Source organism: Mycolicibacterium bacteremicum (genome assembly GCF_002086115.1).
Classification (GTDB): Bacteria; Actinomycetota; Actinomycetes; order Mycobacteriales; family Mycobacteriaceae; genus Mycobacterium; species Mycobacterium bacteremicum.
In genome coordinates this window covers 211,747-226,793 of sequence record NZ_MVHJ01000009.1, presented here as the reverse complement: position 1 = coordinate 226,793, position 15,047 = coordinate 211,747, and the positions used below count along the sequence as shown (strand labels likewise).

The following is a 15,047-nucleotide window of genomic DNA, read 5'->3' as shown; positions in this document are numbered from 1 at the left end:
CGCGCCGCTGTGGCCGTGTCGTGTCCGAGCGTGCCACTAGGGTGCAGGGGTGGGCAGTGGTGTTTTTTCGTCTCTGGTGGGCCAGCGCCACGTCGAGGAGGAGCTGGTCGCGGCGGCGTTGTCCGCACGCGCGGAGCAGGGCCACAGCGGGCTCACCGCCGGTGGGATGACGCACGCCTGGCTGATCACCGGCCCGCCGGGATCGGGACGCTCGGTCGCGGCGCTGTGTTTCGCGGCGGCGCTGCAGTGCACGTCGGAGGGCACCCCCGGCTGCGGTGAGTGCCGGGCGTGCACCACCACCATGGCCGGTACGCACGCCGATGTGCGCCGCATCATCCCGGAGGGGCTGTCGATCGCGGTCAAGGAGATGCGCGAGATCGTGCAGATCGCCTCCCGCCGCCCCGGCACGGGACGGTGGCAGATCGTGGTGGTCGAGGATGCCGACCGGCTCACCGAGGGCGCGGCGAACGCGCTGCTCAAGGTGGTCGAGGAGCCCCCGCAGTCCACGGTCTTCCTGTTGTGCGCGCCGTCGGTCGACCCGGAGGACATCGCCGTGACCCTCCGGTCGCGCTGCCGGCACGTCGCGCTGGTGACCCCGCCCACCGATGCGATCGCCGAGGTGCTCGTCGAGCGCGATGGGATCCCCGCCGACACGGCGGCCTGGGCGGCCTCGGTCAGCGGCGGTCACGTGGGCCGGGCCCGCCGGCTGGCCACCGACCCGGAGTCTCAGCAGCGGCGTCAGCGTGCGCTCGGGCTGGCCCGCGACGCCGCCACCCCGGCCCGGGCGTACGCCGCCGCCGAGGAATTGGTGCTCACTGCGGAGGCGGAGGCCAAGGCGTCGACGGTGGACCGCAACGAGACCGAGGCCGAGGAGTTGCGGACCGCGTTGGGTGCGGGCGGCACGGGCAAGGGCACCGCGGGCGCCATACGCGGCGCCGCCGGGGCGATGAAGCTGTTGGAGCAGCGGCAGAAGTCGCGCCAGACCCGGGCGTCCCGGGATGCGCTGGACCGGGCCCTGATGGACCTGGCGACCTACTTCCGCGACGCCCTGGTGGTTTCGGCCGGCGCGGGCACGGTGACGCCCAACCACCCGGACATGGCCGAGAAGGTGGGCGCCATGGCCGAGCACGTGCCGCCGGATCGGCTGCTGCGGTGTATCGAGGCGGTGCTGGAGTGCCGGGAGGCGCTGGCGGTGAACGTCAAGCCGAAGTTCGCGGTCGACGCGATGGTGGCCACCGTCGGGCAGGCACTGCGGAACTGATTAGTGCCGCGGGCGGGCGCTGTCGTAGACTCGTCGGGCCTGCCCAGGCAGGCGCGCCACCCTAGCTCAGTCGGTAGAGCAATTCACTCGTAATGAATAGGTCAGGGGTTCGATTCCCCTGGGTGGCTCCATGTCCGTGTCACGGCCGGACGGCATGCCGCCATCCCAGTGGGTTCAGCTCGCGGTACGGATCGTCGGTGCGGACGTCCTGAAGATCGGACAGCGCCGTTTCCAGCGCGGTCCGTGTGCGGTCCTTGACCTGCTGCGCCCATTCGTCGGCCTCGACGTCAGCGGGCTTTCCGGTGTCGATCGGGGCGCCGAAACGCAGGTACATCCGCTGGGGATGCGGAATCAATGTCGGGCCGATTCCGTGCACCAGGGGCATGGCCATCTCGGGTCTGCCGCCGAATCGCTGCGCCAGCGCCTGACTGAAGCGGCCCCACCGGCCATCGCGGGTGGTGAAACTTCGGTAGACCTCGTCGCCGCCGACGAGTCCGGCGGGCACGATCGGGTAGCCGAACTCGGCTGCTATCCGGGCGAATCCGGCGCGGCCTGTCCAGTTGACGGTGTTCTCCTCACCTTTGAACTTGGCGATCTCGCGCCCACCGCCCGGGAAGACCAGAATCGGCTGGTCGTGGCGCATCAGTTCGCGGGCCGATTCCGGTGCGCCGACGGTAGCGCCGCAGGCGGCCATCAGGTCCGCGGCCGGGCCCGGCATCTTGCCGAATCCGCGGTCGGTCAGTGGTCGCACCAGCACGCCGATCTCGCGGCGGACCAAGTACGGAATGAGAAAAGCCTCGGCCCCTGACTGAGTGTGGTTGCCGACCAATAGGAATCGTCCGTCCCGGGGCAGGTTCTGCAATCCGCTCACATAGGGCCGGCACAGATCGATCAGCGGCCCAGCTCGATCGGCGATCGTCTCGACCACCTGCCGGATTGCGCGGATGCGTCCCGGTGGGTTGATCAGAATCGCTGTGTCGGTCATGGCGGACATGCTCAATACCGTACCGAACGAACTAGTTCGTCTGGATATGATCTGGCTGTGAGAAGTGCACCGCAGCTGCGTTCGGAGATTCTCGGAGCGGCACGCGTGGAGTTCGCTCGGTACGGGCTCGCCGGCGCCCGGGTGGACCGGATAGCCCGGCTCGCCCACGCCAGCAAGGAACGCCTCTACGCCCACTTCGGCGATAAGGAAGCGCTGTTCCGTGAGGTGTTCGCCACCGACGGGATGGAGTTCTACCGGTCGGTGACCTTGCGCGCCGACGCCGTGGCGGAGTTCGTCGGTGACGTCTTCGACCTGGCCACCACCCGGCCCGAGCACCTCCGGATGATCACCTGGGCGAAGCTGGAGGGATTCGACCTCGGGGCGCCCGATTTCGACGGCGAGCCCGTCCCGGGACAGGCGATTGCGGCCATCGAGGCCGCGAAGGCGAACGGACACGTCGACCCGGCGTGGGCTGCTGCGGATCTCATCGTCATGCTGTTCGCGATCGGACTGGCGTGGGCGCAGAGTCCGCACCCGGACGCGGTCACCGACGATCTCGGTGTGATCGCCCACCGTCGTGCGGTGGCGGTCGACGCCGGTCGCCGACTCATCGCGGCGCGGCGTTAACCCACCCGGCGCTGCGCCTCCCGGCGTTCGGCCAGCCGGGAGAACAGATCGTCCAGGTCGATCTCGTTGGCCTGCCGCGGCCGGCGCTGGTGAAAACGGGACTCGTCGAAGCTCGCCGGACAGTCGAACCGGTGCAGATGCAGGCAGGTGGCCGGCCAGCGACCCTCATACACGTCATCGAGATCCACCACCTGCCGGGACAACCGTCGGATGGCGAAGCGGTTACCGGCCGCACTGTCCTCGGTAGGGAACTCGTTGGCGTCGAACAACTGCCAGCCGCCGTACACGGTCTGCAGCCACACGGTCTCGATACCGCAGTGCCGGCAGGGCGCCACCGTCGAAGGCCGGGAATCCGTCGAGATCATCAGCCAACCGTAGGCGCCACCACCGACAAGTCGCGGCGCACACGCCGGGCCCGGGGCCGGGACTACCTCGGTGCCACGAATCCGACAGGGCCCGCGGCGATGCACACCGACAGCGCGGCGGTGTTGGCGCTCACCTTGATCGCACTGCCGGCGCCCGACAGTCGTACGAAGACGCGGTTCAGGCCGGGATGGGTGGGCACCTTCACCGGGGCGCCCTCGGCCAGCGACATGGTCAGCGAACCCTCGCTGTTGGCCAGGTAGTTGATCTCGGCTGTCCAGTCCGCGGGCAGCAGGGGACCGTCGAGCGGCAGGGTCACATCGGCGCCGGTCTGCACCAGATATCCACAGTTGGGGACCGGCCCGGGCACGATGGAACGCACCCAGGTGACCAGCGCGTCACGCAGCTGCCCGGTGCTGTCGAAGACCCGCAGTTCGGTTGTGGTGGACGCAAATTCGGGTCGCTCGGACAGCACCGCGAACATGTGACTGACCAGGTTCTCCGGGGCCGCCACCCGCTGCATGATCAGCGGGTCGACCTCCTGGTCCAGCAGCGGGGTGCCCCGTGGCGCGGACGCGAGTCCCGCGCGCACGTTGTGCAGATACTGCGGCACCGGACTGTCCCGCCACACCGGCAGGAAGGTCGCTGTCGAATACAGGCTGCTGCCGACGAAGGCCGCGGCCAGCACACAGATAACCCCGGTGCGCGCCGGTGAGGCGTCCAGCCAGGCCGATCGCGGCCGGTTCGGGGCCACCAGCGCGACGGCGGCCAACATCGCCAGCACCACCACCAGGTCGGGTAGATAGCGCAGCGCCTGCGCCAGCTCCAGCGCGGTGAACTCCGAGGATCGCATCAGATAGATCGGCACCTGACAGGCCAGCGCGTACCCCAGCGCCGCCAGCCACACGGCGCCGATGCGTTCCTTGCGGGCCAGCGAGACCGCCAACACGGCGGCCAGCACAAGCCAACCCAGCACCATCACCGTCACCGGCGGAGTGGCCCACGGCGAGGCGGGCGCCCAACGCTGCCACTCCCACGGCCCGCCGGCCAGGCCCGGCACGATCCCGTGGGTGACCGAGCGCCACCACAGTTCGGCGGTCATCGCCAGGTCCAGCGTCCAGCGCTGCTGATCGACGACCAGCAGGTACACCCCGATCCACCCGGCGGTCACCGCGAGCATGCCCAGCCACAGCCGGATGCCGCGATGCCACACCGCGACAACCGATTCGCGTCCCACCCAGGCCAACAGCGCTGTCACGGCGAAGGCGACGAACGGGATGACCGCCGATTTCTCGAAGAACAACAGGGCGCCGAAGAAGACCAACGCCCCGGTCATCGCGTGACGCCGGTTCCCGGTGCGCACCAACAGGATCGCATCACCGCACACCCAGGCCAGCGCCGCGAGCATGGGCAGCGAGTTCAATCCGGCGGCCCACCACGCGAAAGCCGGCACCGTCAGCGGGGTGAACAGGGCGAAGGTCAACGGCACCAACAACACCGGACGCCAGCCCAGGATCAGGTACAGCACCCGCACCAGCGCCAGGGAGGCCAGCAGCTGCAGCACCACCAGGCTCAGCGCCGGCAGGTACCACTCCAGTGGGGCCAGCCGGGTGATGGCACCGGCGAGCAGGAAGGCACCGGGCATCACGTGACCGTCATGGTCGTCGAACAGATACTCGCCGGACAGCAGTCCCTGGGTGCCGGCCCGACCGATCAGGATCAGGTCATCCCAGTAGAAGTAGCCGCCGAAGGCGAGCACCGCGCGGATCGCCAGCTGGGCCGCGACCAGCGCAGCGGCAACCTTGGGGACCCATTTCATCGCAGCCGACTGTACGGAGCGACGCTGGGACGGTCAGCCCGCGGTGGGATAGTCCGCCCCGACGGCTTGGCGCGCCGCCCACGCCGAGGCGACCATATCGGTAAGCGAATGTCGCGTCTGCCAACCCAGATCGCGCGCGGCCAGATCGCCGGCGGCCACGATGCGGGCCGGATCGCCGGGCCGGCGCGGCGTGACCGCCGGGTCGAAGTCGATTCCCGTCACATCGCGGATGCTGGTCATGATCTCGCGCACCGACGTTCCCGACCCGCTGCCCAGATTGTAGACCGGCTCGACGGGCTCGCCCGCCGCCAGACGGCGGGCCGCCGCGACATGAGCCAGCGCCAGGTCGGACACGTGCACGTAATCGCGTACGCAGGTGCCGTCCGGGGTGGCATAGTCGCCGCCGTTGATCTGCGGGATCCGGCCGTGGAACAGCATGTCGAGCACCTTGGGGAACAGGTTGTGCGGGCTACGGTCGTACAGGTCGACCGAACCGGAACCGACGACGTTGAAGTAGCGCAGGCTGGTGTGCCGCAGATCGCGTGAGCGTGCGACATCGCGCAGCAGCCACTCGCCGATGAGCTTGCTCTCGCCGTACGGCGACTCCGGGGACGTGGGCGTCCGTTCGTCGACGATCTCCACATCGGGGGTGCCGTAGGTGGCGGCGCTGCTGGAGAACACGATCTGGTCCACACCGGTGGCGGCCATCGCCTCCAGCAGCGTCGCCATCGCGGTGACGTTCTGCTGGTAGGTGTGCAGCGGGTACTTCACGGATTCGCCGGCGTACTTGTAGCCGGCGACGTGGATCACCCCGGTGACCCCGTGATCGGCCAGGGTGGCCGTGACGGTGTCGAGGTCCAGCAGGTTCGCGGTGACGAGTTCGACACCGTCGGGCACGAACGCCGCAATGCCGGTCGACAGATCGTCGATGACGACCACCTCGGTACCCGACTCGGTGAGTGCGCGCACCACATGCGCGCCGATGTACCCCGCGCCGCCGGTGACTAGCCAGGACATGTCTCTCCTTCGGTGTGAATCCGAACGTCATGCTGTCACGGATCGGCCGCGGACCACGATTTGGCGAAACAGATCGCGAGTGCTCGCTATCTAACCTAGGCTCCGGCCATGCCCTTCGACGTGATCATCCGCGACGGCCTGTGGTTCGACGGCACCGGTCGCCCCCCGCTGACCCGCACTCTCGGCATCCGCGGCGGCGTCGTCGCCGAGGTCTCGACCCAACCACTGGACGAGACCGGCTGCCCGGAGGTGATCGACGCGGCGGGCAAGTGGGTGATCCCGGGATTCATCGACGTGCACACCCACTACGACGCCGAGGTGCTGCTCGATCCCGGCCTGCGGGAATCGGTGCGCCACGGTGTCACGACCGTGCTGCTCGGCATGTGCTCGCTGTCCACGGTGTACGCCGACGCCGAGGATGCCGCCGACCTGTTCAGCCGGGTCGAGGCGGTTCCGCGGCAGTACGTGCTCGGCGCACTGCAGGCGCACCGGTCCTGGACCGACCCGGCCGGTTACGTCCAGGCCATCGACGCGCTGCCACTCGGGCCGAACATCGCCTCGCTGCTCGGCCATTCCGATCTGCGGGCCTCGGTGCTGGGGTTGGATCGTGCCACCACCCGCGGCGTCACCCCGACCGATGCCGAGTTGGAGACGATGGCGCAGCGTCTCGACGCGGCGCTGGCAGCGGGCATGCTCGGCATGTCCGGGATGGACGCCGCCATCGACAAGCTCGACGGCGACCGCTTCCGCTCCCGGGCGCTACCGTCCACCTTCGCCACCTGGCGCGAACGCCGCAGGCTGATCGCGGTGCTGCGTCGGCGCGGCCGTATCCTGCAGAGCGCACCCAACGTTGCCAAGGTGGCCGAGGCGCTGAACTTCTTCCTGGAGAGCAGCGGCTGGTTCGGCCGTCGCCGCGGGGTGAGGATGAGCCTGCTGGTCTCCGCCGATGCGAAATCCTCACCCGGGGCGGTGCACGTGCTGGGTCCGGGCGTGCGGCTGCTGAACCGCATCCTCGATGCCAAGGTCCGCTTCCAGCACCTGCCGGTGCCGTTCGAACTCTATTCCGACGGAATCGATCTCCCGGTGTTCGAGGAGTTCGGCGCGGGCACCGCCGCGCTGCACCTGCGCGACCAACTGGAGCGCAACACGCTGCTGGCCGACCCCGAGTACCGCCGCCGGTTCCGCCGATCCTTCGACCGCCGCAAGCTCGGTCCCGCGTTGTGGCACCGCGACTTCCACGACGCCAAGATCGTGGAATGTCCCGACGCGACGCTGATCGGCAGGAGCTTCGGGCAGATCGCCGACGAGCGCGGCATCCATCCGCTGGATGCCTTCCTCGACGTCCTGGTCGACAACGGCGAGCGCAACGTCCGGTGGACGACCATCGTGGCCAATCACCGTCCCGCGCAGCTCGACAAGCTGGCCAACGAGCCGTCGGTGCACATGGGTTTCTCGGATGCCGGTGCGCACCTGCGCAACATGGCGTTCTACAACTACGGGTTGCGACTGCTCAAACGCGTCCGCGACGCCGAGCAGGCCGGACGGCCGTTCATGACCACCCAGCGTGCGGTGCACCGGCTGACCGCCGAGGTGGCCGACTGGTTCGGGCTGGACGCCGGCACGCTGCGTCGTGGTGACCGCGCCGACTTCGTGGTGATCGACCCCGGTGCCCTGGATGCCTCGGTGAACGCCTATCACGAGGCCACGGTCCCGTTCTACGGCGGACTGAGCCGCATGGTGAACCGCAACGACGACACCGTCATCGCGACCGGTGTCGGCGGTCGGGTGGTGTTCGCCAGGGGCGAGTTCAGCCAGGGCTATGGCAGCACCGTCCGGTCCGGCCGTTACCTGCGGGCCGGTGCCGACTCCGCGGCGCTGGGTTCGCCACGGGCCACCGTCTGACGATGGGTCGCACCCAGCAGGAACGTCGCGCCGAGACCACCGCGCGGCTGCTCGATGCCAGCATCGAGACCATCATCGAGATCGGTTATGCCCGAACGTCGGCGGCGATCATCGCCCGGCGCGCCGGGCTCTCGGTCGGCGCACTGTTCCGGCACTACCCGACGATGGGCGACTTCATGGCGGCCACGGCCGGTGAGGTGCTGCGCCGCCAGCTCGAGGCGTTCGGAAAGCGGGTCGCGGAGATCCCGGCGGCCGAACCCGCGTTGCCCGCCGTCCTGGTCGTGCTGCGCGATATCACGGCCGGCGCCACCAACGCGGTGCTCTACGAGTTGATGATCGCCGCCCGCACCGACGAGAAGCTCTGCGGCACACTGCGTGACGCGCTGACCGAGTACCGCGCGAAGATCTTCGAGGCCGCCGGTGCGGCGCCGCCCACGGCGGGGCTGCCCGCCGAGACACGTGCGGCATTGACGGCATTGCTGACCAACACCTTCGACGGCGCGGCGATCCTGCGGCCGGTACTGCCCGACCCGCAATTCGAGGACCGCAAGCTCGCTGTACTGGCCGAGATGCTCGAACGGTATTGACCCGGGCTGGAACTACCTCGCGCCGGCCAGAGCGCGCAGATGCACGATGATGCCGATCACCGGCCCGCACAGCAGGGCGACGACGGTCCTGGTCTCCAGTTCCAGCGGGAGCAACAGCAACAGGCCCGCTGCCACGGTTGCACCGATCCACCCGGCGGCATAGGCGCGGTGCAGTGCGGCCGCGACCGCCGCGGCGCCGGTGAGTGTCAGCAGCGCGATGGCGACCGCCGCCGCGGTCAGCCAGCCCAGCAGGGCCCCGCCGGCCTCATACTCGGGACCGAAGGCGGTGCGCAGCAGCCACGGGCCGGCCAGCGCGGCGGCCGCGACGCCGAGACCGCCGATCACGGTGACCATCACCGCCGGCGCGACCAACGCGCGCAGCCGGCGCTCGTGCTGATCGACGAAGTGGGCGATCAGGTTGCCCTGCATGGCCGTCAGCGGTACCAGCAGCGGCGCCCTGGTCAGCGTGACCGCCAGGATGATCACCCCGCCGGCCGCGCCGAGCTCGGAGCTGGTGGCCTGCAGCAGCACCGGGAAACCCATCACCAGGATCGCGCTGGCACCCGCCGCGGCGACCGAGTGCGAAGCGCCGGTCAGGAAGGTGCGGGCGCTGCCCGGGGTGGACAGCGCCGCCGCCGCCCGGGCGGCCGGCGAGCACAGCAGCATCAACAGCCAGGCCATGCAGCCGGCGACGGTGGCCCACAGGAAACCGGCCAGCCCCCAACCCAAGACGAAGGCTGCCAGCGCGACGGCCACCCGTGTCACGGCATCGGTCACCATCAGCGAGCCGTACTGGGTCCACCGGTCGGTGCCGGCCAGCATGCCCAGAAGTGTTGCGTGTAGGCAGAATCCGCCGAGCCCGACGCTGAGCAGCGCCACGCTGAGCCACTGCGACTCGGTGAACACCCGACCCGACCACAGCGGCGCCGAAACCGCTATCAATCCCGCCGCGCCGACACCGACGCCGACGGCGACCCGCATCGGATGGGTCCGCTGTGCACCCGGCGTGTGTGCGCCCCGACCGGTCCTAACCTCGCGGGTGGCCTCCTGCAGCAGGCCGTTGGCCGCGCCGCTGACCAGCCCGAAGGCGCCCCAGAACACCCCGAACAGCGAGAAACCAGCCGGCTCCAGGCTGCGCGCGGCCAGGTAGAGCACCGCGTAACCGCACAGCGCGGTGCAGGCGGTGGCGATCCCCACCCTGGTGACACTGCTCCGCGTGGCCGGCCCGCGGGCCGGGAGCGCAGAGCCGGCGTCGGTCACAGCTCCGGGACGTCCGTGGAGTACAGCCAGCGATCCCACAGTCCGCGCAGCGACACATCGGCATGATTGGCGGCCAACCCGGTGAAATCATCGGTCACCGCCGTGCTGTGCCGATACCGGGTGGTCCAATCACGCAGCAGCGCAAAGAAGTTGTCGTCCCCGATCACACCCCGCAGCGCATGCAGGGTCAGCGCGCCGCGCTTGTAGACGCGATCGTCGAACATGTCGGCCGGTCCGGGATCGGTCAGCAGCAGGTTCTGCGGGGAGTCCAGGAGGCGGCGGTGGTAGGTCCGCGCGCGTTCCTCGGCGCTGGGCCCGCCGGACTCCTCGGACCACAACCACTCCGCGTAGCAGGCGAAGCCCTCGTGCAGCCAGATGTCACGCCAGCGCCGGGCGGTCACCGAATTGCCGAACCACTGGTGGGCCAGCTCGTGGGCGATCAGCCGCTCGGCGCTGCGCCTGCCGTCACAGTGGTTGGCGCCGAAGATGGAAAGCCCCTGCGCCTCAAGGGGGATCTCCAGGTCGTCATCGGTGACGACGACGGTGTAACCGGTGTCCAGCGGATACGGACCGAACTTCCGGATGAACAACTTCATCATCTGGGTCTGCCGGCCGAAATCGTGGTCGAAGTTGCGCCGCAACCGGTCCGGCAGCACCGCATGCATGGGCACCGGGCTCTTGTGCAGCCGGTGCCGCTCGTACTCACCGATCTGCAGGGTGATCAGGTAGGTGGAGGTGGGCTCGGCCTGCTCGTAGGTCCAGGTGGTGTGGCTGGCGCGGGTCTGCTTGGACAGCAGTTCCCCGTTGGCCAGCGCGTAATACGGGCTGTCGGTGCTGACCCGGATGCGGAAGCTGGCCTTGGCGGCGGGATGGTCGTCACAGGGGAACCAGGACGCCGCACCGTTGGGTTGCCCGGCGACCAGGGCGCCGTTGGACAGCTCCTCGAAACCGACGTCCCCCCATACGGTTCGCAGCGGCCGGGGTGTGCCGCCGTAGCGCACCACGACCGTCAACGCCGCACCGGCCGGCAGCGTCTCACCGAGCGTGATGTGCAGCTTTCCCCCGCTACATCGGAAGTTGGTGGGCCGGCGGCCGTTGACGGCGACCTTGGACACCGACAACGCATCCGAGAGGTCCAGGGTGAAGCCACGCAGTGCGGCCAAGGTCACCGCGGTGACGGTGACGGTGCCGCCCAGCCGGTTGATGGCCACCTTGTACTCGATGTCGAGTTCGTAGCGCGACACCCGGTAGCCGAAATTGCCGTTGCGCGGCAGATAGGGATCGATCACCGGGGGAGTGTGAGCCGCCTTCTTGGCGGCCTTCTTCACGCTCCTCATTCGGCCCGCTTCGACTTCTTCGGCTTCGTCCACGGCGCAATGGGATTGCCCTGCCAACGGGTGTACGGGGGCACCTCGTCCCCGCGCATCACCAGCGAGGCCGGCCCGACCGTGGCACCGGTGCCGATCCGGGACGCGGGTAGCGCGACGCAGTGCGGGCCCAGCGTGGCGCCCTCGTCGAGCACGACGGTGTCCATCCGCATGATCCGGTCGTGGAACAGGTGGGTCTGCACCACGCAGCCGCGGTTCACGGTGCTGCCCGGGCCCAGCGAGATCAGATCCGCCTCGGGCAGCCAGTAGGTTTCGCACCACACGCCCTTGCCGATCCGGGCACCCAGGCCGCGCAGCCAGAGATTCATCACCGGGGTGCCGGTGGCCGCGCGGGCGAACCAGGGGGCGGCCACCGTCTCGACGAAGGTGTCCGACACCTCGTTGCGCCACACGAACGACGACCACAGCGGATGCTCGATCGCCGTGATCCGGCCGATCACGATCCACTTGGCGGCCACCGCGATGGCGCCCGCCACCGCGCCGGCGGCCAGCAGCACCAGGCCGCCGGCCAGCGCGGTGAGTGCGTAGCCGATCGTGTCGGCCAGGGTGTGCAACGTGGCCAGCACCGAGACGCCGATCAGGAACGTCACCACGACCGGGATCAGCCGGCAGGTCTCGACCACCGAGCGCATGACCTTCAGTTTCATCGACGGCTCGAAGGTACGCAGGGCGTCGGCCGCGGTGGGTTGGCGGCGCAGCCGGATCGGCGGGCTGCCCAGCCAGGAGGACCCGGCCTTGGCCTTGTGCGGAGCCGCCGAGAGGACGGCCACCAGGCCGTCGTCGGGAACCCGGCGGCCGGGCTGGGTGATGCCGGAGTTGCCGAGGAACGCGCGCTTGCCGATCGTCGCCTTGGCGACGTGGATCCAACCGCCGCCCAATTCATAGGAGGCCACCATGGTGTCATCGGCCAGGAATGCCCCGTCCTGCACCTCGGTGAACTTCGGGGTGAGCAGCGCCGTGGAGATCTCGGTGCCCTTGCCGACCTTCGCCCCGAGCAGACGCAGCCACCACGGGGTGAGCAGGCTGGCATAGACCGGGAACAGGTAGTTGCGGGCCGCGTCCATCAGCCGTTCGGTGGCCCACAGTTGCCAGCCCACCCGGCTGCGCACCGGGTGGTACCCCTCGGTCAGGCCGATCGACAGCAGTCGCACCCCCAACACCGTCAGCGCCGCGTACGCCCCGAAGGCGATCAGTGCGGCGACCGGCGTCCAGGCCAGGGCGGGCACCAGCGCGTCGGCCGGGCTCGCGGTGTCGCGCACCGCCCATCCCAGTACCGCCAGGCCGGCGGCCAGTGCCGTCAACGGCAGCGCGCCCAACAACATCGATGTGGCGCTGTAGATGCCCACCCACAACGGAGCGCGGCCGGGGCGTTCATCGGGCCAGGGGTGGCGTGCCTTACCGGACTTGGCGGCCGGTGAACCCTTCCAGTACTGGCCGTTCTTGACCTTGCCGACGACGCCGGAACCCGGTGCCACATCGGCGTTCTTGCCGACGGCGGCACCGGGGAACAACGTGGTGCGCGCGCCGATGGTCGCGTCGTTTCCGATACTGATCGGGCCGACGTGGAAGAGATCCCCGTCGATCCAGTGCCCGGTCAGGTCGACCTCGGGTTCCACCGAGGCGCGGTGCCCGATGGTCAGCATGCCGGTGACCGGGGGAGCGGAGTGTAGATCGACACCCTTGCCGATCGAGTTGCCCAGCGCGCGACCGTAATACACCAGCCAGGGTGCGCCCGCCTGGTTCTCCGCGCCGCTGGCCTCGGCGAGGCGCTCGGCGAACCACACCCGCAGGTGTTCCGACCCGCCGCGGCGGTAGCTACCCGGCTGCAGGTTCGACAGCAGGGTGCGCGCCCCCAGCACCGCGATGCCCATCCGGCCCGGCGGGGTGATGAAGACGGCGAATCCGGCCAGGATCCACCACCAATTCAGGGTGGTGGCCCACGGCACCAGATCCGTTGCGGCCGCGACATTGTTGAGGATGGCCAGCCAGATGACCCACTGCAGGCCGGTCAGGGTGGCCAGCGGGATCGAGCACGCGACCTGGGCCACCTGGGTGGACATCGGGGTGGGCCGCACATCGCGGCGCACCACCTCCGGCGGCGGGGCCAGCTCGTCGAGGTAGCCTGCCAGCGAACCCAGCCGCGGATGGTCGTAGAGGTCGGCCACGGTGACCTGCGGGTAGCGCCCGCGCACCGCGGTCACCAGCTGCGCGGCCGACAGCGATCCACCACCGAGGGCGAAGAAGTCGGCCTCTGGTCCGTCGACGGCGGCGGCCAGCACATCGCGCCACAGCCCGGCCAGCCAGCCCATGGTGCCGCCTAGGTCCGGCTCGTCCTCCGGCCCCGCACCCGGCGGCGGCCACGGCAGCGCATTGCGGTCGACCTTGCCCGAGGTGCGGGTGGGCAGATCCTCGAGCAGGACCAGGCGCGGTATCAGGGCGGCGGGCAACGCCTCGGCCAGCGCCGCGCGGGCCGCACCCAGATCGAAGGAGGGATCGGCGGATGCGATGTATCCCACCAGCAACGGGGTACCGCTGGCGGTCTTGCGCACGGCCGCGGCCCCGCCGCTGACACCCGGCAGGTTGACCAGTGCGGCGTCGACCTCGCCGAGTTCGATCCGGCGCCCGCCGACCTTCACCTGATCGTCGGCGCGGCCCTGGAAATACAGCCCGTCGGCCTCCAGCCGCACCAGATCGCCGCTGCGGTAGGCACGAGCCCAGCCCAGGGTGTCCATCGGCGCGTACTTCTCGGCGTCCTTGGCCGGATCCAGGTAGCGGGCCAGGCCGACGCCGCCGATCACCAGCTCGCCGACCTGTCCGAGCGCGACCGGCCGGCCTTCCTTGTCGACGACCGCGAGGTCCCAGCCGGCCAGCGGCAGCCCGATGCTCACCGCGGAGCGGCCGTCCAGCGGCGCGGCGCAGGCCACCACGGTCGCCTCGGTGGGGCCGTAGGTGTTCCACACCTCGCGGCCGTCCACCGCCAGCCGCTCGGCGAGTTCGGGCGGGCAGGCCTCGCCACCGAAGATCAGCAGCCGTACCGCCTCCAGCGCCTCGGCCGGCCACAGCGCGGCCAGCGTGGGCACTGTCGAGACGACGGTGACATCGCGGCTGACCAGCCAGGGGCCCAGGTCCATCCCGCTGCGCACCAGCGAGCGCGGCGCGGGCACCAGGCAGGCGCCGTGCCGCCAGGCCAGCCACATCTCCTCACAGGAGGCGTCGAAGGCGACCGACAGCCCGGCCAGCACCCGGTCACCGGGGCCGATCGGCGCCGACTGCAGGAACATCCGGGCCTCGGCGTCGACGAAGGCCGCCGCGTTGCGGTGGGTGACGGCCACGCCCTTGGGGGTGCCGGTGGACCCGGAGGTGAAGATGATCCAGGCGTCGTCACGGGTCAGTGGCGCGGCCGCGCGCCAGCCCCGCGAGGATCCGGGACCACGCACCAGGCCGGCCTCGGTGATGATCGCCACCACCTGGGCCTCACCGAACACCAGTGCGGCGCGCTCGTCGGGATCGTCGGCGTCCACCGGGACGTAGGCGGCGCCGGTGGCCAGGGTCGCCAGGATCGCGGTGTAGAGCGCATAGCTTCCCGAGGGCATCCGGATGCCGATGCGGTCGCCGCGCCCGATCCCGCGGGCCGCCAGCCACTGCACACTCTCCTCGATGTCGCCGATCAGCTCGGCATAGGTGAGCTGGACCTCGCCGTCGTCGATGGCCGGCGCATCCGGGAAGCGCCGGGCGGTGTCGTAGAGGATGTCGACCAGGGTCCGCGGGGTGGCAGCGGCGTCGGAGAGTAGGTACTGGGGTGGGATCGCCTGCCCGGGTTCCGCTGCTGTCACGGCTA

11 protein-coding genes and 1 tRNA gene are annotated in these 15,047 nt (G+C 70.0%); 5 read left to right on the top strand and 7 right to left on the bottom strand.

Annotated features, from left to right (window positions below; genetic code table 11):
* Positions 1-49 precede the first annotated feature (49 nt).
* Both BST17_RS13550 and BST17_RS13545 read left to right on the top strand, forming a co-directional pair.
* Positions 50-1,261 carry a DNA polymerase III subunit delta' gene (locus BST17_RS13550; protein ID WP_083058639.1) on the top strand — a complete coding sequence of 404 codons (1,212 nt, stop codon included), beginning with the start codon at positions 50-52 and terminating at the stop codon, positions 1,259-1,261.
* Between the two features lie 55 nt (positions 1,262-1,316).
* A tRNA-Thr gene (locus BST17_RS13545) sits at positions 1,317-1,392 on the top strand.
* An 8-nt stretch (positions 1,393-1,400) separates the two neighbouring features.
* Here BST17_RS13545 and BST17_RS13540 read toward each other — a convergent pair.
* The gene (locus tag BST17_RS13540) at positions 1,401-2,255 is read right to left on the bottom strand and encodes a lysophospholipid acyltransferase family protein (RefSeq protein ID WP_083058635.1); all 855 of its coding nucleotides are present in this window, start codon (positions 2,253-2,255) and stop codon (positions 1,401-1,403) included.
* 48 nt (positions 2,256-2,303) lie between these two features.
* Between BST17_RS13540 and BST17_RS13535 the strand changes: the two genes are divergently transcribed.
* Positions 2,304-2,873, top strand: coding sequence for a TetR/AcrR family transcriptional regulator (locus BST17_RS13535; protein WP_083058633.1), 570 nt, complete (start codon positions 2,304-2,306; stop codon positions 2,871-2,873).
* Here BST17_RS13535 and BST17_RS13530 read toward each other — a convergent pair.
* The 3 genes from BST17_RS13530 to galE form a co-directional block, all read right to left on the bottom strand.
* The gene (locus BST17_RS13530; RefSeq protein ID WP_083058630.1) at positions 2,870-3,238 is read right to left on the bottom strand and encodes a hypothetical protein; all 369 of its coding nucleotides are present in this window, start codon (positions 3,236-3,238) and stop codon (positions 2,870-2,872) included. The two genes, BST17_RS13535 and BST17_RS13530, sit on opposite strands and share 4 nt — an antisense overlap.
* A gap of 62 nt (positions 3,239-3,300) precedes the next feature.
* Positions 3,301-5,055 (bottom strand): hypothetical protein, encoded by a 1,755-nt coding sequence (locus tag BST17_RS13525; RefSeq protein ID WP_083058627.1) that lies wholly within the window; start codon positions 5,053-5,055, stop codon positions 3,301-3,303.
* Positions 5,056-5,088: 33 nt separating this feature from the next.
* Positions 5,089-6,072 (bottom strand): UDP-glucose 4-epimerase GalE, encoded by a 984-nt coding sequence (gene galE, locus BST17_RS13520; protein WP_083058623.1) that lies wholly within the window; start codon positions 6,070-6,072, stop codon positions 5,089-5,091.
* A gap of 108 nt (positions 6,073-6,180) precedes the next feature.
* Here galE and BST17_RS13515 point away from each other — a divergent pair, with 108 nt between their 5' ends.
* A complete protein-coding gene (locus BST17_RS13515) occupies positions 6,181-7,974 on the top strand; it encodes an N-acyl-D-amino-acid deacylase family protein (protein ID WP_083058619.1) in 1,794 nt (597 codons plus the stop codon).
* Positions 7,975-7,976: 2 nt separating this feature from the next.
* Positions 7,977-8,561, top strand: a complete 585-nt coding sequence (locus tag BST17_RS13510; protein ID WP_083058616.1) for a TetR family transcriptional regulator — start codon at positions 7,977-7,979, stop codon at positions 8,559-8,561.
* A gap of 12 nt (positions 8,562-8,573) precedes the next feature.
* Here the strand turns inward: BST17_RS13510 and BST17_RS13505 are convergent, their stop codons facing one another.
* From BST17_RS13505 to BST17_RS13495, 3 genes are read right to left on the bottom strand one after another with little or no spacing between them, the layout of a single operon-like run.
* Positions 8,574-9,821 (bottom strand): polysaccharide biosynthesis protein, encoded by a 1,248-nt coding sequence (locus BST17_RS13505; protein WP_083058613.1) that lies wholly within the window; start codon positions 9,819-9,821, stop codon positions 8,574-8,576.
* Positions 9,818-11,158, bottom strand: a complete 1,341-nt coding sequence (locus BST17_RS13500) for a M1 family metallopeptidase (RefSeq protein WP_083058610.1) — start codon at positions 11,156-11,158, stop codon at positions 9,818-9,820. Before BST17_RS13500 ends, BST17_RS13505 begins: the two co-directional genes overlap by 4 nt.
* Positions 11,155-15,042, bottom strand: coding sequence for a Pls/PosA family non-ribosomal peptide synthetase (locus BST17_RS13495; RefSeq protein WP_083058607.1), 3,888 nt, complete (start codon positions 15,040-15,042; stop codon positions 11,155-11,157). The genes BST17_RS13500 and BST17_RS13495 overlap by 4 nt, the downstream gene beginning before the upstream one ends.
* Between the last annotated feature and the right edge of the window lie 5 nt (positions 15,043-15,047).